Raw genomic sequence first — 22,838 nt, 5'->3', positions numbered from 1 at the left:
ATATGGATCAACGATGCCGCCAAGCGAGGCCGAACCGAACAGCAGAGTTCGTAGTGTCACATTCATCTCATTTGGCTTGGTGAGCGCTGTTACGACTGTCAGCCGATTGCGAGGGCGGCCGATGCGTCGATGAGGGCGAGCTGGCCCGGGCTGGCTCTCCGGGTCCGGGCCTGTTCCACGAAACGGCCCAGCTCCGCGCGGACGGTTGCCGAGTCGATGCGCTTGATCACGGGCAGCGTGGCTTCGATGATCTGACAGGCGTCGGCGAGGCGGTCGGCACCGGCCAGGGCTGTCGCCTGCCGAACCGCAAAGCGGGCTCGGGAGTTGCTGTCTGCCGGGGCGGCCGGGCGGTGCTCGGCGAAAAGGTCGGCGGCCAGCTCGAAGCGATGGAGGCTGAGCATGCAGGACGCCTCGATGAGCCGAGGGTTGCCGTTCTCGATGCGCGGGCCCCAGTGAGGGGTCCGGTCGCCACTGACCTCGGCGGCGTGGCTTCTGAACCGCTCCAGTGCCTCCCGGCAGGCCCCCGCATCGCCACGGCGCGCATGCCCTTGGGCCGAGCGTCGCGCGGCGTGCGCGCGGATCACCGGGTTGGCCGCCGGGTGCCCGGCCGCCTGGTCGGCGAATTTGATCACCGCATAGGTGTCACCGCGGTGCTGGGCGATGAACGCCTTGCGGACCAGGGCATATGCGGCCACCGTTTCGTCCCCGCCACGTGCGCCCCAGCGAACAGCGAGATTCGTCCAGCGCAACGCCTCCGCGGGATTCCCCGCCTCTTGCGCCATCCACCCCGTGTATTCGGCGAACCGCGAGGCCAGCAGCCAGATCTCGGCACGCTGTTCGCCGACGGCGTGCGAACCGGCGTCCGTCAGGATCCGTGTGATCGACTTCATCGAAGTGGTGACGAACCTCGGCCCGGTGGATCTGCCGATGTCCTTCAGCTCCCGCAGGACCCGCTCGTACCCGGCGACCACGGGGCCGGCCTCGACGACGACCTCGGTCCGGGCGCCGTGGCGGCCGGACCCAGCCAGCTCGACGAGTGCTCCGCCGGTGCCGAAGGCCGCGTCGCATGCCGCCGCCACCGCGGGCGTCGGGTTGCGCACGCCGCTCTCCAGATTGCAGACCTGCCCTTCGGACACGTTCGCACGCCGGGCGAACTCGCGCACGCTCCACCCTCGACGTGCCCGGAGTGTGGCCAGGACGACGCCGAAGTCGCCCGGTGGCAGACGGGTGCTGATCGAACTTCCTGCCGCGCTGTCCACCGGGTCCATACCAGTCAGCGTACGGATCCTTGCGGCCGCTATTCAATCTCCGGCGAATAGCCGCCGAGCGCGTACGCCGCCCCTAGGGTGAGCACGAACCCTGACGTCAAGGCTTGCCAGAGAAGGGGCAATTGTGCCGCGCATCTTTCTCAGCTTTCGTAAACCGGACTCCCGGTGGATGCGAGACCGCGTCTATCGCGCGCTGTCCGACCGCCTGGGGGTCGACGAGATCTTCAAGTCGGGCCAGTCGATTCCGCCCGGGGCCGATTTCGCCGAGATCCTGCGGCGGCAGGCCGCCGAGTGCGAGCTGATGTGCGTACTGATCGGGCCAGGGTGGCTCGACGCGCGGGACGAGGACGGTGTGCGGCTCCTGGACCGGGCTCACGACTGGGTCCGCCTGGAGATCGCGACGGCTCTGCGGGCGGGAAACCGCGTTGTTCCGGTCCTCCTGGGAGACGCGACGATGCTGCCCGACGCCTCTGCGCTGCCGACCGAGATCGCGGAGCTGGCACGCCTGCAGTTCCTCCGCGTTCCGGAGACCCATCTGCCAGACGGGCTGGAGCGCTTGGGCGACGCGGTGACCGCTCTCCTGTCCGATACCGATCCCCCCGTCGAACCCGGGCACGGCACGGCGCCGGCCGCAGATCATGGGCCGTCAACGACCATGACGGCCCATGTGTCCGGCGGTGGCAGCGCCTACCAGGCGGCCCGTGATCAGACGATCAGGCTGGCGTGAGGAGCGGACGATGGATCATCCCGGAGCAGACGGTGCTCGTCGGATCGGGCCGTACACGCTGCTCGGAAGACAGCGTTCGGTCGGCGGAAGCGAAGTGTTCGCGGCCCGCACGGACGAGGGGCTGCTCGTCACGGTCACCGTCGTGGGGCCCGAACTTGCCGCGGACACAGGGTTCCGGGCCCGGTTCCGTGCCGCCGTCGAGGCGGCACGGACGCTGTCCGATGCCTTCCTTGTACCGGTGGTGGATGCCGACGCCGACGCGCCGGTTCCCTGGCTGGTGACCGAGTTCACCGCCGGACTGCCGCTCCGACAGGCGGTGGACCGGCACGGCCCGCTGTCCGAACCGGCTCTGCGGGTCCTCACCGACGGCCTCGCCCGGGGGCTGGCCGCCCTCCATGCAGCCGGGACGGTCCACGGCGGGGTGAGCCCGGACTCGGTGCTGCTGACCATGGACGGGCCCCGCATCAGCGCCCTGGGGATCGTGGGAGCCCCCGGCTGCCCGGCACCCGCATCGACGGACGACGTGTTCGATCTCGGGTCGACCGTGCTGTTCGCAGCTTCCGGAGACGAGCCGGACACGGACGCCCTCCCCGTGTCGCTGCGCGAGGTGATCGACGGCTGCCTGTACCCGGAACCGCCGGACCGTCCCACCGCGGAGCAACTCGTCGACTACCTGAGGCGTCAGGACCTGCCGGCCCTGAGCGGCAGTTGGCTGCCGCCGGCGGTGACCGCCGACATGGCCGCCGCGACCGCGGCGGTGGGATCGGTGTCCGCCGGGGGCGGTGACCGGGGTCCGTTTCCTCCTCCGCCGGTGGTCGCCGTCGGCACGGGTGTCAGCCGTCGGAAGCTGATCTTCGGTCTGGCCGGGGGCGCGGCCGTACTCGGCGGAGCCGCGGCGGCACTCGCCTTCACCAGAGACTCGTCGCCGGCACCCGACGGCCGGGCCGGCGGGCCCGCGTCCACCGCGCGGCCGACATCTCCGTCAGGCGTGCGATCCTCGTCGGCCTCCTCCGCGTCGCCGTCCTCGACGGACGGACCGGAACCGATCGTTCTGACCGGGCCCGATGCCGCCAAGGCATGGTCAGGTACCGGAAAGCACGCCCCCACCTGTCTGGAAGCCTCCGACAAGGTGATCATGGTGGTCACGGACACTGCCACGTCCTTCCTGGACGCCGCGACCGGAAGATCCGTGTTCCCCCAGCTGAATACGATCAACGACTCCGGCACGACCAGCGGCAAGTACCCGACGGCGTACGCGGACGGAGTGTTCTACCTGCTCTGCGACACACCGAGTCAGTTAGGCATGCTGGCGGCGTTCGACGCCGCCAGCGGGAAAGCGAAGTGGGCAACCAAGATGGCCGACGTCGATCCCGGCGACAGCAAGCATACGGCGATGTATCTGAGCAACTATGTGGCAGTTGCGGGGAACACAGTGTACGTATGCGGGCAGGTGCTTGAGATGGACGGGAAGTTCTCGGCCGAGTCTCCGAGCACCGGCTACATCCGTGCGTTCAACGCCGCGACCGGCAAGAGACTGTGGCAGGTCAAGGGCACGGACATCAACAACGTGCTCGTGCCGCCCTCCGGTTCTCACCTCCTGGCCGCCTCGGCCGTTCCGGGCAGGAGACCCGGCCGCGTCCAGATGATCGACGCCGGTAGGAGAGGTGCCCGCGGCTGGAAGGTGTCCGTCCCGCACGCCGCGTACTACTTCACCACCGGATGGCCGCTGACGTGCTACGCCGCCGGGCTGTTCCTGTTCGCCGGCGGCAACGGCGACACGCTGTTCGCCGTCGACACGTCCACGGGCAGCGAGAAGTGGCGTCAGCGCTTCGAGGCGAAGAACGGGGACCAGGCCCAGATCGGCGCCCCGTTCTCCAGCCTGGACGGTGCGACCGTCTACGTACCCGTCGGCAGCGACCTGGCCGCCCTGGCCACGGCCGACGGCACACTCAAGTGGGTCGCGACGCTCGATGGGGCCAACGACATGGGCGGCTCCAACATGTTCAACGCCTCCCTCAGGATTTCCGGCAAGAGCGCGCAGTGTTCGGCCGACACCGTCTTCGCCACCGACAGCGCCAAGACGCTGTGGGCCATCGACGCGGCCACCGGCAGGGCCCGGTGGAAATACAGCGACCCCGGGCAGCCGGACGTGGGGTTCCGGTGGACGGTGGGCGGCGACCGCGTGTTCATCGCCTCCCACCTGACAATGACCGCGATCGCGGCCCACGGGCGGTAAGGGACAAGGAGAAGACATGGAGACGAGTGTGGAACTCGCCGGACTGGCATCGGTGGCCGCGGCGCGCTTGATCGACCTGCTGGCGACGGACGGCTGGGCAGCGGTCAAGTCCTCGGTCCTGTCGCTGTGGCGGTCCGCGCACCCGGAGCGCGTCGAGGAGGAACTCACCGACACGCGGGGTGAGTTGCTCCAGGCGCAGCAGACGGGAGAAGGCGAGGAGCTCCAAGGGCTGCTGGTCGCCGAGTGGCAGGCCCGCATCATCCGGCTGATGGCCACGCGGCCGGGCGCCGTCGACGAACTGCGCGCGCTGTTCGGCGAGGAACCGCGCTCCGCCGGAACCACGGGACAGCAGATCACTGGCTCGATGACGCTGGAGGCACACGTTTCCGGTGGCGACGCGTTCCTGGCCGGCCGGGACATGACCGTCACCAGGGGCGGTCAGGCGTGACGGAACGCAGCACCGGTGCCCCGCTCCCCGACGGGCCGCCCCTCTGGCAACCGAAACGGCAGGAGGCGAGCGCGACCGGCGGCGGCAGCGTCTTCCAGGCCGGACGCGACATCCACGTTCGTCTCGGTGACGAGGGGCGCAGAACCGTGCCCGGCCCCGGCGCCGACCAAGTGCTGTGCCCGTACCCGGGCTTGGCCCCGTTCGGCGCGCGGCACAAGCAGTGGTTCCACGGCCGTGAGCGCATGGTTCACCTCGTGTGCGAGCGGATGGACGCCCGGATGCGGGAGGGCGGCCCGCTGGTGCTGATCGGCCCCTCGGGGGCCGGGAAGTCGTCCCTGCTCGCAGCCGGGGTACTGCCGGCCCTGGACGACGGCCGGCTTCCGGTGGCGGGTTCGAGCACCTGGCCGCGGCTGCTGCTGACCCCGACGGCATCCCCGGCCCTGGCACTGGCGGCCGCCGCCGGGCTCGATGCCGAGACCGCCCGACGCACAGCGGCGGTGTGGCGGACCGATCCCGCACGGTGTCTTGCCGAGCTGCGAGAGATCACCGGAGCCGGTGAACCGGCGCCCACCGGGGAGTCCCCCTCCACGGGCCTGGTCGTCGTGGTCGACCAGTTCGAGGAGATCTTCACGGCCTGCGGCGACGAGACCGACCGGCAGTGGCTCATCGACGTGCTCGACCGTCTGGCCCGGCCCACGGGCGGCGCGGTCGTGGTGCTGGGAGTACGCGCGGACTTCTATGCCGCGTGCACGGCCCATCCGCAGCTCCGGGCGGCGCTCCAGGCCGGACCGGTCCTGCTGGAGCCGATGACGGAGGACGAACTCAAGGACGCCATCCGCCGCCCGGCGCGCAGCGTGGGACTCGACGTCGAAGACGGCCTGGTCGAGGTGCTGCTGGCGGACCTGGGCGCGGTCGGCGGACCCGTCGGTAAGAGCACCACGGGCCGGTTGCCGCTGCTCGCACACGCGCTGCGGGCCACCTGGCAGCAACGCCACGGCCACACGCTCACCGTGGACGGATACCGCGTCACCGGCGGCATCCAGGGCGCCATCGCCACCACGGCGGACAGGCTCTACGACGCGCTGCCGCCGCCCTGCCACGAGGCCGCACGGTGGGTGTTCCTGCGGCTCGTCATCGTGGGACGCGACGCCGACGACAGCCGCCGACGCGTCCGGTGCGACGAACTGCTGCGTCACGCGCCGGACCGGGAAGCGGCCGCCAGGGTCTTGGACGACTTCACCCGTGGCCGGCTGCTGACCCGGGACCGGGACACGGTGGTGATGACACATGAGGTGCTCATCCGTGCCTGGCCCCGGCTGCGGAACTGGATCGAGCACGACCGCAACGGGAACCTCGTACGACAGGATGTGGAAGAGGCGGCCGGGCTCTGGGAACAGGCCGGCCGGGAGGCGGCCGCGCTGTACCGCGGCAACCGCTTGGAGGCCGCACTCGCCTGGGCCGAAGCGCACGGGCCGGAACTCAGCGGCGCGGCCCGGGCATTTCTGGCAGCCTCCCACCATCACCAGCGGCGCGGACAACGGCTCCGGCGCGCCGCGGTCGCCACCATCACCGCCCTGGCCGTGGTCGCCTCACTGACCGCGGTGTTCGCCTTCCGGCAGGAGTCCCACGCGCGGGACGCCGCCGCCAGGGCCCTGCGGGCCCGAGACCAGGCCATCAACGCCGCCGTCACCTCCGCGTCCGTGCAACTGGCGCCGACCGATCCCTCGCTGTCCGCCCAACTCGCTCTGACCGCCTACCGCATGGACCCGACTCCGGAAGCGGCGTCCCGGCTCATCACGACCGAGAACACACCGCTGGCCACTCGGCTTCCCGGCCCGAGCGGCGCGGTGTACACCGTGGCCTACAGCCCCGACGGGCACATGCTGGCGGCCGGGAACGTCCACCAGAACCTCGTCAGGCTGTGGGACGTCTCCGATCCCGGCCGTCCGGTAGCGCTGGGCCGGCCCGTGCCCGTGGACCGTTCCGTCAATTCGATCCTGTCGCTTGAGTTCAGCCCGGACGGCCGGGTCCTGGCCGTCGGCGGCCACACCAGCGACAACGGCGACGGCCGTTCCGGCGGATTCGTCGACCTGTGGAGCCTGACCAGCCCCAGCCACCCCGTCCTGCTCGACCGGCTGAAGAGTCCCGCCGTTCAGGGCTTGGACGCCGCGACGACCATCGAATCACTGGCGTTCAGTCCCGACGGCCGTACCTTGGCCGCCGGATGGCACGCCGGACTCGTCAGCCTGTGGAACGTCTCCCGCCCCGACGACGTCACCCCCGCGGGAACACCCCTGGATCTCGACTGCCCCGACGTCTTCTCCCATCACATCGCGTTCAGCCCCACCGGGCGCACTCTGGCCGCCGCATGCGACGACGACGCCGGCACCATCGGTCTGTGGAACACCACCGACCCGGCCCACCCCGGCCGCGGCCGTTCCCTGAAGGCCGGGCATCACGTCATGTCCCTGGCGTTCAGTCCCGACGGCCACATTCTGGCCGCCGGATCCAGGGACAGCAAGGTCCATCTGTGGAAGGTCGCGGACCCCGGCCGCCCCGCCCCCCTGGGCAAGCCGCTGACGGGTCCCGCCCAACCCGTCATGTCGGTGGCGTTCAGCCCGGACGGCCACACCCTGGCGGCCGGCAGCGCCGACCGCACCATCCACCTGTGGAACGTCACCCACCCCGGGGCCATCGGCCCTTTGGGCCGGCCGCTGACCGGTCCCGGCGCGGCGGTGACCGACGTGGTGTTCAGCCCCGACAGCCGCACCCTCGCCGCTGGGAACACCGACGGCAACGTCGATCTGTGGAGTCTGCCGCCGACCCGGATCATCGGTGCCGGGGGCAACGTGGCATCCGTGGCGTTCAGTCCCGACGGGCGCACCCTGGCCGTCGGAAACCAGAACAACACCGTCTCGCTGTGGAACACCTCCGACCCTGACAACCCCGCTCCCCGCGGTGGTCCGCTCACCGGCCCCGAGGAGCCGGTCGACGCCGTGGCGTTCAGCCCGGACGGGCGCACCCTGGCCGCAGGCGACAGCGGCGGCACCGTCACGTTGTGGAACACCTCCGACCCCAACCGTCCTGTCCGCCTCCGCGAGACCCTCACCGGGGCGAACGGGCTCGTCTTCTCCCTGGCGTTCAGTCCCGATGGCCACACCCTGGCCGCGGCCGGCGACGACCCCGTGCGTGGTGGCATCGCCCTGTGGGACGTCAGCGACCCCGAAAACCCCGTCGCCCGGACCGGCATCTTCAATTCCGCCACGAAGTCCGCCATGTCCCTGGCGTTCAGCCGTGACGGCACGATGCTGGCGGCCGGCGGCGACGGCAGCAACGGCACCGTCGGACTGTGGAGTACGGCGGACCCCGGGGTCCGCATCGGGCAGCCGATCCGTCAGCCGACCGCCACCCAAACCTGGGTGGCGTTCAGCCCGGACGGCCGCACGCTCGCGACCGGGAACAGCAGCGGCACCGTCACCCTGTGGGATGCCACCGACCCCCACCACCTCACGCGCAGGGGCAGTCCCCTGACGGTGCCCGGCGGCAGCCTGGGGTCGGTGGCGTTCAGCCCGGACGGGCATACTCTCGCAGCGTCCGGTCACACCGACAACGGCACCATCAACCTGTGGAACGTCACAGATCCCGACCATCCCACCCCCATCGGCCGGCCGCTGACCGTGGAGACCGGATTCGTCGCCGTCATGGCGTTCAGCCCGGACGGTCAGACCCTGGCCGCCACCACCGACGACGGCGTGGCCACGCTCTGGGACCTGAACGTCGAGTCCGCCATCAGTCGTATCTGCGCTGCGAGCTCTGGAGCCCTGAGCCAGCAGCAATGGAGCCGATACGTTCTCCAACTGCCGTACAACCCGCCCTGTAAGAGGTCCTGACAAAGTCTCTGGACGTGGCGGTGTGTGATGAGGCAGGTAGCGAGACCGAGGAACGCTTCGTGGATGTCGTCGCGCCGTTCCCAGCGGATGCGCAGGCGGCGGAAGCCGTGGAGCCAGGAGATGGTGCGTTCGACGATCCGGCGGAAGACGCCCAGGCCGGTGCCGTGCGGCTGTCTCCGTTCGGCGATCGCGGGCCGGATGCCGCGCTGCCGCAGGAGTCGGCGGTACTTGTCGTGGTCGTAGCCGCGGTCCGCGAAGAGTGTGTCGGGCCGTCGGCGCGGTCTGCCCACGACACCGGCGATCGGCGGAACCTTGTCGAGCAGGGGCAGAAGCTGGGTGACGTCGCCCGCGGTTTCCGCCGGTCAGTGACACCGCGAGCGGGATGCCCCGGCCGTCGGTGAGGACGTGGTGCCTGCTGCCCGGCCGCGCGCGGCCGACCGGGCGGGGCCCGCTTTGGGGCCCCGCCGGGTCGCCCTGACGTGGGTGGGGGTGCCCCCGGCGAAGCCAGGGGGAGAGTCGATCACCGCCCTTGACCGGTCCAGCTTGTTCTTCGACCGCAGCTTCTTCAGCAGCACCGGATGAGGCTGGTCCCGCACGCTGGATGTCCCTCAGTTCGGCGGGGCCCAGCCGGGCCGGTCCGGTCCGCCCACCGTCGGCACGGACAGGGCCGTGGGCCGGGGCGGGGACACGGACCGAGCGGGTAATTTCGGCTTGCTGCGCTCGTCGGCACTTTGCTGCTGTTCGTGCATCTTTCAAGGTTGACGACTTCGCGGCGACGACTCAAGGGACGCGGGGGCAAACCCGGTGTCCCCGCCAGCCACGAAAGATCGAGGCCAGCGCGTGGGCGCTGCTGCTCAGCGCCTCGTCTCGTACCCGGTCAGGACCACCCCGCCGGGAAACATCCGCGTCTCCACCAGGTTCAGGTTCCCCCAGCTGTCCAGCACGGCGAACAGGTCGTCGCTCAGCAGCGGCAGCGACGCCGGGCCCTTCGAGGCCAGGGCTCTCGGCCCGCCTTGTGGCCAGGCTTTGCGCCAGCGCTGCACCGACCGGCGTTCACCGGTCAGGCCACCGCCCTGGGCATACCCCATGCACTCGGGATACCTCAGGGATCATGGGCCGTCAGTCCTCCGACACCACGCTTTGAAGGTCAGTAACGGAGCCCTCCCGGGCGGTGGATTGGCAAAAATCAACTGATCGGAGCATGGGTGAATCGATTCGCCGGGTGAACGATGCCACCAGCGAACAGAGCGGCTGTCTTGAAGCTGTGAGCCTAGGGGCCTCGACAACGGATCGGCAGGTGCCCGGCGGCTCGGGCTACCGGCCCCTCTACTGGTTGGAGTTCGCCTTGCGTGTTCGTCGTATCGTGACGGGGACCCTTGGTTCCCTCGCTCTCTGTCTCGCCTCCGTCGGCGCGGTCACCATGAGTGCCGGGTCGGCCGCAGCAGATCCCTGCGGTTACTTCGCGACCGCCTCCGACTCCTACTACAACCACTGCACCTCGGACGGCTCGCGCATCGTCATCGAGATCGATGACTGGGGGCCGAACAGCGAGCGGTGTGTGGGACCGGGCGTGACCTGGCTGGGGTCCAGTTCTGATGTCTCTGGCGCGTGGTACACCGGCCGCACCTGCTGATCCGAGCAGCCAGGGCAGCAGCTGCCCGGTAGAGGTGGACATCGCCAGGACGGCGGGAACGGCCGCCGCGGTAATGCCGGCCCGCGCCAGGATCCGTCCCGGTTTCGGCCGGGTCCTTCCTGCGTGGCGGTGCCGTCCTGGGGTGCTGCCTACCGGGCGGCGGCTGTCCGCTCGCGTCCGCTGCGCAGTCGTTCACCGGTGGCGTCGGTATGCGTGCGTCTGACGTACGTCCGCATCGATCACACCCCGCAGCGCTTCGCGGTCGTCTGCGGGCAGGCGGCCGCCGAGGAAGTTCGCAGGCAGCCGGTACACCTGGGCCAACTGCGGCTCTGCGGCCGCGACCACACCATGGATGCGGCAGCGGAGCGGGACGAGCCGCTGCCGCATCCATGGTGTGGTCGCGGTGGTGGCGCTGCTGGTCGCTTCTCATCGGCTGGTACCGGAGCACCCGGCCGTCCTCCTGGACCCGGCGGCCGACGTGAGAACAAGCCCCGCTTACGATGCTTCGACACCACATCACACCTGCACCACGGGGATACGCACATGCGCAGGACGACAACCATAGTGGCGCTCCTGGCCACGGCCGGGCTGATGACCGCGTGCGGCAGCGGCGACGACGGGAAGAAGGAGGACGCAGACAAGGGCACGACCACGTCGTCATCGAAGCCGGTTCCGAGCGGCCAGGACAAGACCTACGAGATCACCCTGGAAGTCGGCGGCAAGGGCACGACCAGTATGGGCTGGAACCTCGACACGAACCACTTCGAGCAGGTCACCCTGCCATGGAAGAAGTCGGACAAGCTCACCCTGAACGGCACCGAACGCAAGGTCGGGATCACGGTGTCCGTCGTGCCGGGCACCGTGCAACTGCCCAACGGCCAGTTCGCCGCGGCTCCTTGCTCGATCACCGTCGACGACAAGAAGGTCGCCGAGGATCCTGGTGGCACCGACGGCAAGCACATATGTGAGTACACCCTCCACTGATCACTGCAAGAGCGGCACAGGGCAGACTGCGGACGCGCGTTGAACCGGCAGTACCCGTTCCCGCTCGCGACTACGGGCCTAGCGCCCCGAATCCCACTGCGGACGGCGGGACCACCCGGCCACTGCTGGACCCGCTACGGACGCTCCCGCTACTGCTACGGCCCCGGACTCGACCGTGAAGCGTGCGGGAAACGCGGCGCCGACTGGCCCCGCCCCGGTCACGACGCCGGCTGGGACGCCACCTGCCCCGGCGTCCCGGCCGGCGCAAGATTCGCCGGCCCCAACACCCGCCCGGCGGGCAGCGGTATCCGCGGCAGTGTGCGCAACGCCGTTGATCAGACACTCCCGGCTCCGGCCCTACTCCCGGGTCTGTGCAGGGAACGGCCGAGGAGGATCCGCTCGGCGACCGGACGAACTCGGTCAGTGGCTTGTCCGCGTCCTTTGTACCGTCTTCGGCGGGATCCGAGGTCCGGCGGTTCCGGCCGGGAGGGCGCGGGATGCCCGGAGGCGGCCGGCGCGTCCGCCGCTGGTCGGGCAGGTGCCGGGCGACCCCATGGGTCACCACCGCTCCCGGACTATGGCCGAGCAGGAGAAAGGGGTCGTCCTCACACACCGCGGCGAGCGTCTCGGCCACCTGGCCCGCGAGTACGTGTACGGCGGCGAAGAGGGATTTCCGTCCGCGCTCCGCACGCCCGGGACGGCGGACACCGGCCGCCGACGCCAGGCCGGCCGGTCGTGCGGCGAGAGGCCGATAGGAATCGGCGGAGCCGTCCGAGTGCGGGAAGGGCAGGACCTGCCAGGAGGTGGCGGGCGGCACGGGCAGGGAGTAGTGGGGTATCCAGGGGGCGTCCGTCATGCCCACCGTCCTCCAAGGGGTGCCGTGGTCACAGGGAGAGCAGCAGGGCGAGCGTCTGCTTCGGTTCCCCACGCTGCGCACCCCCTCCGGTGATCTCCCGACGGACGCGCCCCGATGGAACCCCCAGCGTCCCAGCGCGATGCCGCACCACCGTTACCAGCCCGCGCACGAGCGGGTGACCCTGCCGCTGACGGACCGCACCTGGCCGTCGCGCCGTCCGGAACGCGCGCCGCTGTGGGTGCCCGTCGACCTGCGGGACGGCAACCAGGCGCTGGCCGAGCCGATGGACACCGAGCGCAAGCGCCGGATGTTCGATCTCCTGGTCACCATGGGCTTCAAGGAGATCGAGGTCGGCTACCCCTCCGCGAGTCGGACCGGCTTCGACTTCGTACGGCATCTGGCCGTCCCCGACGACGTGACCGTCTCCGTGTTCACCGTGGCCCGGCAGGACCTGATCGACCGGACCGTCGCCTCCGTCGAAGGGCTGCCCCGCACCCTCGTCCACCTCCGCACCGCGACCGCGCCCACCTGGCGGGACGTCGTGCTGGGCCGCTCCCGCCCGGAGGCGCACGCTCTGATCCACGAGGCTGCCACCTGTCCGCTGCGCCGCGTCGAGGAACGACCGCATGCCGACATCCGGTTCGAGTTCTCCCCCGAGGCCTTCAACCTCACGGAGCCGAACTTCGTGCTGGAGGTGTGCAACAGCCTGTCCGAACTGTGGGAGGCCGGCCCCGACCGGCCGGTGGTCCACAACCTGCCGGCGATCGTGGAATCGCCACTCCCGATGTGTACGCGGACCAGATCGAGTACATGGACCGTCACCTGGCACGCCGCGAGTCGGTGATCCTCTCGGTTCCCCCGCACAACGACCGCGGGACCGGCGTCGCCTGCGCCGAACTCGCCGTCCTGGCGGGCGCGCAGCGCGTCGAGGGATGCCTGTTCGGCAACGGTGAGCGCACCGGCAACGTCGACCTGGTGACCCTGGCGCTGAACCTGTACGCGCAGGGCGTCAACCCGATGATCGACTTCTCCGGCATCGACGCGGTGCGCGAGGTCGTGGAGCACTGCAACCGGCTGCCGGTCCACCCGTGTCACCCCTACGGTGGCGACCTCGTGCACACGGCCTTCTCGGGCACCCATCAGGACGCGATCTCCAAGGGTATGGCCCACCACGCCAAGCAGGCCGCCGAGCAGGGCGTTCCGGTCGAGCAGGCGCCGTGGGCGGTGCCGTACCTGCCCATCGACCCCGGTGACATCGGCCGCACGTACGAGGAGAGCATCCGGGTCAACTCCCAGTCCGGCCAGGGCGGCATCGCCCACCTCCTCCACACCCACCACGGCCCGGACCTGCCCCGGGCCATGCGTCCGGACTTCTCCCGCACAGTGCAGCAGGTCACCGACACCACCGGCGAGGAGCTGTCGCACAGGGAGCTGTGGGAGCTGTGGGAACTGTTCCGCACCACCTACCTCGCCCCGGCCCTGGACGGTCCGGTCACGCTGGAGTCCTGGAACACCGCCGAACCCGCCCCCGGCGAGCACCGGTTCACCTGCACCCTGCGCACGGGCGGCCGGGAGCACCTCTGCGAGGGCACCGGCAACGGGCCCCTGCCCGCCTTCGCCGACGCCCTGCGCGGCATCGGCGTCACCGTCGACATCCTCGGCTACGCCGAGCACTCCACCGCCATCGGCCCGAACAGCCCCGCCGTGGCTTACGCCGAGTGCCGCGTCGACGACGTCGTCCGCTGGGGCGCGGGCTGGGCACCTCGGTGCTCACCGCCTCCGTCCACGCGGTCATGGCCGCCGTCAACCGCTCCGGGCGGGTCACCTCGTGAGCACACCCCCGCTTCTGTTCGTACGGGACGTGGACGTCGTACGCGACGGCAACCCGATCCTGCACGAGGTGTCCCTGACCGTCCGGGCCGTCCCAGGGGGGACGGGGCCGTGAGCTCATCGCCCGGGCCCTCATGCCCAGCCCCCGGCTCCTGGTGCCCGACGAGCCCACCACAGGTCTGGCGTCGGTGCTGGACACCCACCATCTGGAGGAACTCCCCCCAGGGACGACCCGTGTGATGCTGCCGCGGGACGGGCGCTGCCTCGCCTCCGGCCCGGCCGACGAGGTGCTGACCAGCGACCAGGTCGGCAAGTGCTTCGACCACTCCGTCCGCCTCACCCGCGCCGACGGACGCTGGAGCGTGCGTGCGTGCGTGCCGCCGGTGGGGGAGCCGGGGCGAACGGAGCGGCGGGGGGACGGGCTGACAGTCGTGCCGGCGCGTTCCCCTCCGACACCGCGTCCGCCCACTCGGACGATGCATCCGGACGAGCGGTCGGACAGGAGGGGAACTCGCGCCGGAGGCATGCCGGTTGGGTCAAGTCCTCCTGCCGGGCATGACGGTGCCGCAGACTCGTCCTCACGCCCTTCGTGCTGGACGCGTGTGTTTCTCGGCCGGAGCACAACGCGTTCAGGCGGAGGCCGCTTTCGGGGCCGCCGGTTACCGGTTGCCGCACCGAGTGATCACGTGCGACGCGCCGTCCGAGGCCGGTGATCGAAGATCGGGTCAGTAGCTGTCGTAGCCGGGCTTGCCGGTCGGCCGGTAGACGCCGACGATGGTGCCACCCTTCGTCGTCGAGACGCTGACCGGCTCCAGCGCGGTGGGGACCGCTCCGTCGGCGAACAACCGTTTGCCGGTGCCGATGATCACAGGGTGGATGGTCAGCCGGTACTCGTCGACGAGGTCGTGCTGCATGAGGGTCTGGGCGAGGTCGCCGCTGCCGACGACGTTGATGTCGCCGCCGTCGGACGTTTTCAGCTTGCGTACGGCATCGACGGTGTCGCCCTCCAGCAGTGTGGAGTTCTGCCACTCGACGGACGTCAGGGTCCCAGACGCCACGTACTTGCGCATGCCGTTCATCCGCTCGGTGAACGGGTCGCCGGGATCGGCGGTCGGCCAGTACGACGCGAAGATCTCGTACGTCTTGCGGCCGAGCAGCATCGCGTCGGAGGACTCGTACCAACCGGAGACGGCCGCGCCGACCTCGTCGTCGGACACCGGCTTCTGCCAGCCGCCGTGCGCGAAGCCGTTCTGAGCGTCCTCGTCCGGACCGCCCGGCGCCTGCATGACGCCGTCCAGCGTCAGGAACGTGCAAACGATGATCTTGCGCATGGTGCGCTCCCTTCGACGACGGGTAGACCGCACGACCACCGGAAACTCATCGGCGGAAACCTCCGCGGCGCAGCCCTGGGACCGTCGTTCGGATCAGTCCGGCCGTGAGGTGCGGTACCTCTTGGCCGGCCCGGGCGGGGGCCGGTGCGTGCGGTCGCACGGCCGAGGAGGACGTCGGTGCGGAGCAGCGGCAACCGACGCCACCGCCGCGGACGTGCGTGCCGAGGCCGATGACGGAGCCTGTCGGGCCGTGCCCGAGCGTGCGCTGGTGCAGCTCGTCCTCCTTGGCGGTGCCCCTGCGGTGGCGGGGTGCGCAGCTGCGGGGCGGTCGGCCGCGTCGTTCTCGGCGACGCCGCGCCCGGCCGGGCGGCCGCCTTGGCGCCTTGCTCGCCGCGCTACCAGGCGTACGCCTCGGGAGCCTCGCCTCCGAGGCCCGGGCAGATCTCGCGGATCTCCTCGCCCACAACCCCGGCGGCCTCGCTCTCTGCGCCGGCATCGCCGACTGGCCGGCCAAGCAGCGGAACGTGACGGGGGGCGGGCCGGACAGCGGGCTGCCACGCGGCGGGAGTCCCCTGCGGCACGTCGAGCGGATGCTGCGCCACGGCGCGCACCGCCTCCCGGCTGAGAGACCCTCTGGACGGGCGGGCGGTTCGTCGAAGAGACCTGCCGACCGGGGCGTACGGCGGGGTGCGACGATGCGGGCATGCGCGAGTCGAGTCAGCTGGTCGATGTCGAGGAACCGGCCTGGCCGGAACTCAGGGAGACACTCGAGGCGAGCCCGGTGTCCGTCTGGTGCCGCGGCACTAGGTGCGGGCGGCCGGAGCGTTCTGTTCCAGGCGGGCGGCCAGGGTGGCGGCGAAGTCCTCGGCGCGGGCCAGCTGGATCCGCAGTTTCTCCACCTGCTCGGCGGCGGCCCGCTGGTACGTGCGGACGCGCTCCAGGAGGGCTTCGCGCTCGCCGGCGTCGAGAGCGTCGTCGCCGTCCAGGCGGTCGGTGGCGTCGAGCAGGTCGCGCATCTGCTCCAGGGTGAAGCCGAGGGGCTTCATCCGGCGGATGACCATGAGGCGGGCGACGTCGGTCTCGGTGTAGAGGCGGAACCCGCCCCGGGAGCGGGCGGAGGGGATGACCAGGCCGGTCTCCTCGTAGTGCCGGATGGTGCGCAGGGACAGCTCCGTCCGCGCGGCGACCTCGCCGATCTGCATGTGCTTGTCGTCCACGCCCGTGTCCTGGCCCTTCTCGTCGCGGCGGTCCGCGTCCCGTGCGGCCCCGCCGACCTCTACTCTAACGTTAGGGTAGAGTTAGTGGTGGTGAGGGCGGCCGGGCTGCCCCGTCACTGCCGTTCCGGGGCCGATGACGCCCCCGGCGAAGAACCGATTCCTGCGGGAGAGAGAGCGTGCGCGAGCCCATGACGCCGATCGCCGCCACCTGCCCGCCCTGAGACCTCGCCCCCGGATGTGAGCCGCCCGGCCGCCGGCGTGTGCCGCCCTGCCTTGCGTCCCCCTGACCTCCGGCCTGCTCCGCGGGTCGTCCGCGGGATGCCGGCCCGGCCCCCGCGCGTCCTTACCGCACGCCCGGCCTGCCAGTGGGCGTGCCCGAGCACGACAGGTACGCATCTCCTTGTCTTCTGCTGCTGTGACTCCCGCCGCGCGGCTGCGCGGCCTCAAGCCCGACTGGCTGAACGATCCGAAGGCCTGGCGCACCGAGGTCCTGGCCGGTCTCGTCGTCGCCCTGGCCCTGATCCCCGAGGCCATCTCGTTCTCGATCATCGCCGGGGTGGACCCGGCGATCGGCCTGTTCGCCTCGTTCACCATGGCCGTGACGATCTCCGTCGTCGGCGGACGCCGCGCGATGATCTCCGCCGCCACCGGCGCGGTCGCGCTCGTCATCGCCCCCGTGAACCGCGAGCACGGGCTGGGCTACCTGGTCGCGACCGTCATTCTGGCCGGTGTCTTCCAGATCGTGCTCGGCGCGGTGGGCGTGGCCAAGCTCATGCGGTTCGTGCCCCGCTCGGTGATGACCGGCTTCGTCAACGCCCTCGCCGTCATGATCTTCATGACGCAGGTGCCGGAGATGCACGACGTGCCCTGGCCGGTCTACCCGCTGATCGTCGGCGGCCTGGCGCTGATGGTGTTCTTCCCGAGGGTCACCAAGGTGATTCCGGCGCCCCTGGTGTCCATCGTCGTCCTCACCGTGATCACCGTCGCCGCCGGGATCGCGGTGCCCACCGTCGGCGACAAGGGCGAACTGCCGTCCTCGCTGCCGGTGCCCGGCCTGCCCGACGTGCCCTTCACCCTCGACACCCTGACCACCATCGCCCCTTACGCCCTCGCCATGGCGCTGGTCGGTCTGATGGAGTCGCTGATGACCGCCAAGCTCGTCGACGACATCACCGACACCCACTCCTCCAAGACCCGCGAGTCCATCGGCCAGGGCATCGCCAACATCGTCACCGGCTTCTTCGGCGGCATGGGCGGCTGCGCCATGATCGGCCAGACCATGATCAACGTGAAGGTCTCCGGCGCCCGCACCCGTGTCTCCACCTTCCTCGCGGGCTCGTTCCTGATGGTGCTGTGCATCGTCTTCGGCCCCGTCGTCTCCGACATCCCCATGGCGGCTCTGGTCGCCGTCATGGTCATGGTCACCTTCGGCACCTTCGACTGGCACTCCATCGCCCCCAAGACCCTCAAGCGGATGCCCGCCGGGGAGATCGCCGTCATGGTCATCACCGTGATCGTCGTGGTCGCCACCCACAACCTCGCCATCGGCGTCGTCGTCGGCACCCTCACCGCCACGGTCGTCTTCGCCAAGCGCGTCGCCCATCTCGCCCACGTCACCGCCGTCACCGACCCCGACGGCGCCGCGGTCGTCTACCGGGTCACCGGGGAGCTGTTCTTCGCCTCCTCCAACGACCTCGTCGGCCGGTTCGACTACGCGGGCGACCCGAAGAAGGTCGTCATCGACCTGTCCGCCGCCCACATCTGGGACGCCTCCTCCGTCGCCGCCCTGGACGCGATCGAGACCAAGTACAGGCAGCGCGGCAAGACCGTCGAGATCACCGGCCTGAACGACCCCAGCGCCGACCTCCACGGCAGACTCACCGGCGAACTCACCGGCAGCCACTGACCACCGTGCCGCACGCTCACGTCAGAGGACCCCGGCCCGACCGCCTGGGTCCTCTTCTCGTCGGGACGGGTACCTCACCCACCGGCCTTCTCCGAGGCGGGGCGTGCGGTGTCGTGGGCGCGAAACCTCCGGGCCCCGCGCGTCGTCCGGCCGGCGCGGCCTGCGCGAACGCCCACCGCCGGCCCGTCCCCGTGACGCCGGCCCTGTCCCTGCCCGCCCTCCGGGGCCGCCGCCCACGTGAGCAGGGCGGCAAGGACGAGCACCGGGACCGGACCGGTCGGCATGCCGTACAGCGGCGATCCGGGGCGGGAGGTACCGGAGGTGACCGGGAGCGCGGTCGCCGCGGGCGGTGGGCGGGACAGCAGCCGGATCAGCGGGAGGTCCGGCAGCCCGGCCTTGAGGTCCCACAGTGCCACGCTCCGTTTACGCCCGGCGGGGAACGGTCACCCGCAGAGCGGCAGAGTTCTGTCCGAGGGAGGACACCATGACGCCGGTCGCCGACTTCGTACTGCAATGCCCGACCGAGCGGGGTGCCCGGCGGACCCGCGGCTGCGCGCAGGGCGTACGGCGGACGGCCGTCGAACCGGTCCAGCACCTTCCGGGACGGCACCCGTGACCGGACGCGGCACCCGTGGGAGAGCGGAACCGGCGGAGCGCCCCGTCGACGCGGTCGACGTGCACGCCTTCGACGTGCCCACCGACGGCCCCGACGGCATCGAACAGGACGGGACACTGGAGTGGGGCTCCACCACCCTGGTCCTCGTCCGGGTCCACGCCGGCGGCAGGACCGGTCTGGGCTACACCTACGGAGACGTGTCCGTCGCCTCCTTCGTGAACTCCGAGCTGGCCCCGCTGCTGCACGGGCAGGATGTCACCGCACCCCCGGCGCTGTGGCATCGCATGGGTGCGCGGATCCGCAACGCGGGCCGCCCCGGCGTCGGCGCGATGGCCGTCTCCGCCGTCGACGTGGCGCTGTGGGATCTCAAGGCCAGGCTGCTGGACCTCCCGCTGATCCGGCTGCTGCCCGCCTGTCACGACCGGGTGCCGGTCTACGGCAGCGGCGGCTTCACCAACTACTCCCTCGACCGGCTCACCGGGCAACTCGCCGGCTGGGTCGCCCAGGGCATCCCCCGAGTGAAGCTGAAGACCTCCCGCGAGCCCGGCCGCGACCCGCAGCGCCTGACGGCGCTGCGGAAGGCGATCGGCGACGGGCCGGAGGTCTTCACCGACGCCAACGGCGCGCTCGCCCGCAAGGAGGCCCTGTACTGGGCGCGCAGGTTCCACGACGAATGGGACGTGCGCTGGTTCGAGGAACCCGTCGGCTCCGCCGACCTGGAAGGGTTGCGCATGCTGCGCGACCGTGGCCCGGAGCGCCTGGAGATCGCGGCGGGGGAGTACGCCTTCACCTCCCGCGACTTCGTCGACCTCCTCGAGCCGCCCGCCGTCGACTGCCTCCAGGCCGACGTCACCCGGTGCGGCGGCATCACGGCGGTCCTGGAGACGGCGGGCCTGGCCGCGGCACGGAACATCGACCTCTCGGCCCACTGCGCCCCGGCGGTCTCCGCCCACGCCTTCTGCGCGGTGCGCCGCCTGCGGCATCTGGAGTACTTCCACGACCACGTACGCGTCGAGAAGCTGCTGTTCGACGGAACACTGACGCCCGACGGCGGTGCCCTGCGCCCCGACCCCGGCCGTCCCGGGCTCGGCCTGGACGTCAAGTGGGCCGACGCCGAGCCCCACCGCGTGTACGGAACGCGACCGGTCTGAACGGTCTGAACCGTCGCCCGTCGGCTCGCTGAAGCGCTGGAGGAGCCCGTGGCACCTCGTCAGCCGGCGTCGGGGCCACGGCGGCTTCCGTCTCCGCCGTCATCGGGGGCCTCCAGCCCGCCGGCGGAAGCGGCGCCGGATGTACCGCCCGTTTCAGGGAAGGGGCGGCCATGGAATTCGACGGTGACCTTCTGGAACCCTTTGAAGCTCTCGGTGACGGCGTACGAACGATAGGCGCGCCGGTCGGCGTCGGTGAGGCGGACGTTGTCGGTGAAGGGGGTGAGCAGGCTCCGGGGCCACAGCCTGTGCGCGCGTACCGCTGAGGTCTCCAGGGTGAGCACGAAGACGACCGCCGCCAGATACAGCCAGGCCAGGAGCCCCAGCACGATGCCGAACATGCCGTACGTGGCACTGGCACCGTTGAGGTAGTTCCGCACGTAGTACGTACCGCCCCACTGCAGAGCCTGCCAGGCGCAGGCACCGCCGACGGCCGGGCCCCAGAGGTGCCGTGCGCCGATCCGGGCCGGGGTGAGGATCCTGACGGTCATGACCAGGAGGGCGGCGTTGAGCAGGACGACGGCGAGGACGGCACCGGTCCGCAGCCCGCCGCCCACGTCGAACCCGAAGATCCGGGTGAACGACGCCGCCGCGGACACCCCGGTGGTCGCGAGCAGCCCCATGGCCAGCAGCCCGATGAACATGAGCCCGCGTACGCGCGAGAGCAGGGGGTTGGGACGCGTGTACCGGGGGACGGCCCACACCTTGTTGAGCGCGGTCTGCACGGCCTGGGCCACGCCGAGTCCGCCGTAGAGGCTTCCGATCACTCCCGCGGCGAGAGCGACGCCGTTGCTCCGGAAGGAGTGGATGTTCTGCTTCAACTGGTCACCCAGCACGGGGAACTTCCGCAGCGCGGACTCCAGGACCTGTTCCTGAAGGGCGGGATCGCCCTGGAGCAGCGCCGCGAGCAAGGACACCAGGAGCAGCAGAAGAGGGAAGAGGGAGAGGAACCCGTAGAAGGCGATCAGTGCGGCCAGATACATCCCTTGGTCGTCCGCGAACTTGTACACCACGCCGAGCGGCATGCCGCACCAGCGGTGCCGACGCTGAAACGCGTCGAACCGACGCAGGGCCTCCATGGCGTCTCCCGGGAACCGGCCCGACGCGGGCGCGGCGGGCTTGTGTGTCGTGTCCGAGCGGCCTTGCGCGAGTGGCGGCGGCCGGTCCACCGAACCCGGCAACGGCTACGGCTTCACCACTCCGTCGCGGGAGAACTTCCGCTGCCAGGTCGGCGCGGCCCTGTTCACCTACCGACGCGCGGGGTGTCGCCGCGTGCCCGTCAGGTGTCGAAACGGCCGCGTGCGCTCTCGATGTGACCGAGGTACCGGTGGGTCCAGCCGCATATGGCGTCGACCGCGGTGCGCAGGGCCCGGCCCGGCTCGGTGAGGGTGTACTCGACCCGCGGCGGCACCGTGGGGTGCACCTTCCGGTCGACCAGGCCATTGCGCTCCAGCATGCGCAGGTTCTGGGTGAGCATCTTGTGGCTGACGCCCTCGACCTCGTCCCGCAGCTCGCTGAAGCGCAGAGTGCGCTCGCCGAGCGCCTCGATGATCAGGAGCGCCCACTTGTTGGCGACGTCCGAGAAGATCTCCCGCGCCAGGGAATCCGCGCGCCGCAGGTCGGCGTCCTCGGGCAGGCCTTTGAGCAGCTGCTTGGTCACCATCAGGTTCCTCAGTCACCGAAAAGTGCGTTCTTCCAGGTCAGCAGACACTCTCCTACAGTTTCCGAGTAACCACAAGAGAGCACACCGGAAGGGCGAACACCGTGGCCACCATTGATGTCTTCACCTATGACGTGCAGGCCGAGAGCGACTTCGGCTACTCGCAGGCGATCAAGTCCGGCGAGCTGATCCACGTCTCCGGACAGCTCTCGTTCGACGAGGCGGGAGAGTTCCTCCACGCGGGCGACTTCGCCGCCCAGCTCGAGCAGACCTACGCCAACATGGACAGGGTCCTGGACCACTACGGCGCCACCCGGAACCAGGTCGTCTCGCAGACCCTGTACGTGGTGAACCTGCGGCAGAACGCCGCGGCGACGGCGGCGGGCAACCTGGGGTACTTCGGCGAGCACCGCCCGGCCAGCACGGTCCTGGGCGTCACTGAACTGACCCTGCCCGGCCAGGTCGTCGAAATCAGCTTCGTCGTCGACACGAAACTGCCCGCCTGAGGTCTTTTCCCCGCACGTCGCACAGCCCTCTGGGGGCTCCGGGCGAGCGCGGCCCGGGTCGGTCGCCCGGCATCGGATCGAACGCGTGGCACGGCTGGTCCGGCCGGTCCGGAACACGGCGGGCGGCCCCCGGGCGAGGGGGCGCCCGTCACGAGCAGACGGTGCCGTTCTCCGGGACCGTGCCGTCGGCCGCCACGGTGAGCGCCGCGGCGGAGCGCACGATGACCCACCGCCGTGATGCTCGGGCTCATGTCGCGGCGACCATGGTGCGGGTGTCGAGGACGGTCTCGAAGTGCCCGGGGACGCCGTTCCGCGACCGCCACACGTGCACGAAGCGTGTCCTCGTCGGATCTCCGGTCGCCAGGCTGGTGCCGCTGTAGTGGCCGAGTGCCATGACGAGGTCCCCGGCGTCCACGATCTCCCCGGGGGGTGCCTCTATGTCTTTCGTCAAGCCGAGCTGGTCATGTGGTGACTGCTGCGGGGATGCGCGCTTCGTAGAAGGTCCCGTCGCGGAGCATGGCG

18 protein-coding genes and 4 pseudogenes are annotated in these 22,838 nt (G+C 70.7%); 12 read left to right on the top strand and 10 right to left on the bottom strand.

The annotated features are described in order from the left end of the window. Window positions 1–98: 98 nt before the first annotated feature. On the bottom strand, window positions 99–1,268 hold the full coding sequence (locus ACIRFH_RS34590) for a helix-turn-helix domain-containing protein (protein ID WP_403529904.1): 1,170 nt from the start codon (window positions 1,266–1,268) through the stop codon (window positions 99–101). Between the two features lie 124 nt (window positions 1,269–1,392). Here ACIRFH_RS34590 and ACIRFH_RS34585 point away from each other — a divergent pair, with 124 nt between their 5' ends. From ACIRFH_RS34585 to ACIRFH_RS34570, 4 genes are read left to right on the top strand one after another with little or no spacing between them, the layout of a single operon-like run. Further along, on the top strand, window positions 1,393–1,995 hold the full coding sequence (locus ACIRFH_RS34585; RefSeq protein ID WP_403529901.1) for a toll/interleukin-1 receptor domain-containing protein: 603 nt from the start codon (window positions 1,393–1,395) through the stop codon (window positions 1,993–1,995). Between the two features lie 10 nt (window positions 1,996–2,005). Then, on the top strand, window positions 2,006–4,231 hold the full coding sequence (locus tag ACIRFH_RS34580; protein ID WP_403529899.1) for a PQQ-binding-like beta-propeller repeat protein: 2,226 nt from the start codon (window positions 2,006–2,008) through the stop codon (window positions 4,229–4,231). 16 nt (window positions 4,232–4,247) lie between these two features. Then, window positions 4,248–4,679 carry a hypothetical protein gene (locus tag ACIRFH_RS34575; RefSeq protein WP_403529896.1) on the top strand — a complete coding sequence of 144 codons (432 nt, stop codon included), beginning with the start codon at window positions 4,248–4,250 and terminating at the stop codon, window positions 4,677–4,679. Next, on the top strand, window positions 4,676–8,569 hold the full coding sequence (locus ACIRFH_RS34570) for a hypothetical protein (protein WP_403529893.1): 3,894 nt from the start codon (window positions 4,676–4,678) through the stop codon (window positions 8,567–8,569). Before ACIRFH_RS34575 ends, ACIRFH_RS34570 begins: the two co-directional genes overlap by 4 nt. A gap of 17 nt (window positions 8,570–8,586) precedes the next feature. Here ACIRFH_RS34570 and ACIRFH_RS34565 read toward each other — a convergent pair. Together ACIRFH_RS34565 and ACIRFH_RS34560 are read right to left on the bottom strand one after the other, a co-directional pair. Then, a pseudogene (locus ACIRFH_RS34565) lies at window positions 8,587–9,171 on the bottom strand (IS5 family transposase); the annotation flags it as partial. Window positions 9,172–9,423: 252 nt separating this feature from the next. Continuing rightward, window positions 9,424–9,519 (bottom strand): annotated as a pseudogene (locus tag ACIRFH_RS34560) (dihydrofolate reductase); the annotation flags it as partial. A gap of 395 nt (window positions 9,520–9,914) precedes the next feature. On the opposite strand from ACIRFH_RS34560, the gene ACIRFH_RS34555 reads away from it, so the two are divergent. Continuing rightward, a complete protein-coding gene (locus tag ACIRFH_RS34555; RefSeq protein ID WP_403529921.1) occupies window positions 9,915–10,202 on the top strand; it encodes a DUF6355 family natural product biosynthesis protein in 288 nt (95 codons plus the stop codon). Window positions 10,203–10,745: 543 nt separating this feature from the next. Beyond that, the gene (locus ACIRFH_RS34550; RefSeq protein ID WP_403529890.1) at window positions 10,746–11,186 is read left to right on the top strand and encodes a hypothetical protein; all 441 of its coding nucleotides are present in this window, start codon (window positions 10,746–10,748) and stop codon (window positions 11,184–11,186) included. Between the two features lie 70 nt (window positions 11,187–11,256). On the opposite strand, the gene ACIRFH_RS34545 is transcribed toward ACIRFH_RS34550, so the two are convergent. Beyond that, window positions 11,257–12,042 (bottom strand): thioesterase domain-containing protein, encoded by a 786-nt coding sequence (locus ACIRFH_RS34545; protein WP_403529887.1) that lies wholly within the window; start codon window positions 12,040–12,042, stop codon window positions 11,257–11,259. Window positions 12,043–12,181: 139 nt separating this feature from the next. Here ACIRFH_RS34545 and ACIRFH_RS34540 point away from each other — a divergent pair. Together ACIRFH_RS34540 and ACIRFH_RS34535 are read left to right on the top strand one after the other, a co-directional pair. Then, window positions 12,182–13,874 (top strand): annotated as a pseudogene (locus tag ACIRFH_RS34540) (2-isopropylmalate synthase). A 90-nt stretch (window positions 13,875–13,964) separates the two neighbouring features. Then, window positions 13,965–14,240 (top strand): annotated as a pseudogene (locus ACIRFH_RS34535) (ABC transporter ATP-binding protein); the annotation flags it as partial. A gap of 357 nt (window positions 14,241–14,597) precedes the next feature. Here ACIRFH_RS34535 and ACIRFH_RS34530 read toward each other — a convergent pair. Continuing rightward, entirely contained in the window at window positions 14,598–15,203 is a 606-nt protein-coding gene (locus ACIRFH_RS34530; protein ID WP_403529884.1) for a dihydrofolate reductase family protein, read from the bottom strand. An 803-nt stretch (window positions 15,204–16,006) separates the two neighbouring features. Further along, window positions 16,007–16,420, bottom strand: coding sequence for a MerR family transcriptional regulator (locus ACIRFH_RS34525; RefSeq protein WP_403529881.1), 414 nt, complete (start codon window positions 16,418–16,420; stop codon window positions 16,007–16,009). A 400-nt stretch (window positions 16,421–16,820) separates the two neighbouring features. Here ACIRFH_RS34525 and ACIRFH_RS34520 point away from each other — a divergent pair, with 400 nt between their 5' ends. Continuing rightward, window positions 16,821–18,326: a SulP family inorganic anion transporter gene (locus ACIRFH_RS34520; protein ID WP_403529879.1), complete on the top strand. Its 1,506-nt coding sequence runs from the start codon at window positions 16,821–16,823 to the stop codon at window positions 18,324–18,326. A gap of 74 nt (window positions 18,327–18,400) precedes the next feature. On the opposite strand, the gene ACIRFH_RS34515 is transcribed toward ACIRFH_RS34520, so the two are convergent. Continuing rightward, the gene (locus tag ACIRFH_RS34515) at window positions 18,401–18,742 is read right to left on the bottom strand and encodes a hypothetical protein (RefSeq protein WP_403529876.1); all 342 of its coding nucleotides are present in this window, start codon (window positions 18,740–18,742) and stop codon (window positions 18,401–18,403) included. A gap of 68 nt (window positions 18,743–18,810) precedes the next feature. Here ACIRFH_RS34515 and ACIRFH_RS34510 point away from each other — a divergent pair, with 68 nt between their 5' ends. Both ACIRFH_RS34510 and ACIRFH_RS34505 read left to right on the top strand, forming a co-directional pair. Next, entirely contained in the window at window positions 18,811–18,942 is a 132-nt protein-coding gene (locus ACIRFH_RS34510; protein ID WP_403529873.1) for a hypothetical protein, read from the top strand. Continuing rightward, window positions 18,939–20,093, top strand: coding sequence for an enolase C-terminal domain-like protein (locus tag ACIRFH_RS34505; RefSeq protein ID WP_403529870.1), 1,155 nt, complete (start codon window positions 18,939–18,941; stop codon window positions 20,091–20,093). The genes ACIRFH_RS34510 and ACIRFH_RS34505 overlap by 4 nt, the downstream gene beginning before the upstream one ends. 59 nt (window positions 20,094–20,152) lie before the next feature. On the opposite strand, the gene ACIRFH_RS34500 is transcribed toward ACIRFH_RS34505, so the two are convergent. After that, the gene (locus ACIRFH_RS34500) at window positions 20,153–21,229 is read right to left on the bottom strand and encodes a YihY/virulence factor BrkB family protein (RefSeq protein WP_403529867.1); all 1,077 of its coding nucleotides are present in this window, start codon (window positions 21,227–21,229) and stop codon (window positions 20,153–20,155) included. Window positions 21,230–21,429: 200 nt separating this feature from the next. Continuing rightward, window positions 21,430–21,813 (bottom strand): winged helix-turn-helix transcriptional regulator, encoded by a 384-nt coding sequence (locus tag ACIRFH_RS34495; protein WP_403529865.1) that lies wholly within the window; start codon window positions 21,811–21,813, stop codon window positions 21,430–21,432. A gap of 101 nt (window positions 21,814–21,914) precedes the next feature. Between ACIRFH_RS34495 and ACIRFH_RS34490 the strand changes: the two genes are divergently transcribed. Beyond that, window positions 21,915–22,316, top strand: coding sequence for a RidA family protein (locus tag ACIRFH_RS34490; RefSeq protein ID WP_403529862.1), 402 nt, complete (start codon window positions 21,915–21,917; stop codon window positions 22,314–22,316). Between the two features lie 247 nt (window positions 22,317–22,563). Here ACIRFH_RS34490 and ACIRFH_RS34485 read toward each other — a convergent pair whose 3' ends face one another. After that, window positions 22,564–22,767 carry a nuclear transport factor 2 family protein gene (locus ACIRFH_RS34485; protein WP_403529859.1) on the bottom strand — a complete coding sequence of 68 codons (204 nt, stop codon included), beginning with the start codon at window positions 22,765–22,767 and terminating at the stop codon, window positions 22,564–22,566. Window positions 22,768–22,838 lie beyond the last annotated feature (71 nt).

The sequence above is a fragment of the Streptomyces sp. NPDC093586 genome (assembly GCF_044764905.1).
Lineage (GTDB): Bacteria > Actinomycetota > Actinomycetes > Streptomycetales > Streptomycetaceae > Streptomyces.
This window is presented reverse-complemented; position numbering and strand designations above follow the sequence as displayed.

Bases quoted from the DNA above. Each gene is read 5' to 3' on its own strand.
- ACIRFH_RS34550 (WP_403529890.1), top strand. From the start codon at position 10,746: ATGCGCAGGACGACAACCATAGTGGCGCTCCTGGCCACGGCCGGGCTG.
- ACIRFH_RS34590 (WP_403529904.1), bottom strand. From the start codon at position 1,268: ATGGACCCGGTGGACAGCGCGGCAGGAAGTTCGATCAGCACCCGTCTG.
- ACIRFH_RS34545 (WP_403529887.1), bottom strand. From the start codon at position 12,042: ATGACGGACGCCCCCTGGATACCCCACTACTCCCTGCCCGTGCCGCCC.
- ACIRFH_RS34575 (WP_403529896.1), top strand. From the start codon at position 4,248: ATGGAGACGAGTGTGGAACTCGCCGGACTGGCATCGGTGGCCGCGGCG.
- ACIRFH_RS34500 (WP_403529867.1), bottom strand. From the start codon at position 21,229: ATGGAGGCCCTGCGTCGGTTCGACGCGTTTCAGCGTCGGCACCGCTGG.
- ACIRFH_RS34510 (WP_403529873.1), top strand. From the start codon at position 18,811: ATGACGCCGGTCGCCGACTTCGTACTGCAATGCCCGACCGAGCGGGGT.
- ACIRFH_RS34580 (WP_403529899.1), top strand. From the start codon at position 2,006: ATGGATCATCCCGGAGCAGACGGTGCTCGTCGGATCGGGCCGTACACG.
- ACIRFH_RS34530 (WP_403529884.1), bottom strand. From the start codon at position 15,203: ATGCGCAAGATCATCGTTTGCACGTTCCTGACGCTGGACGGCGTCATG.
- ACIRFH_RS34495 (WP_403529865.1), bottom strand. From the start codon at position 21,813: ATGGTGACCAAGCAGCTGCTCAAAGGCCTGCCCGAGGACGCCGACCTG.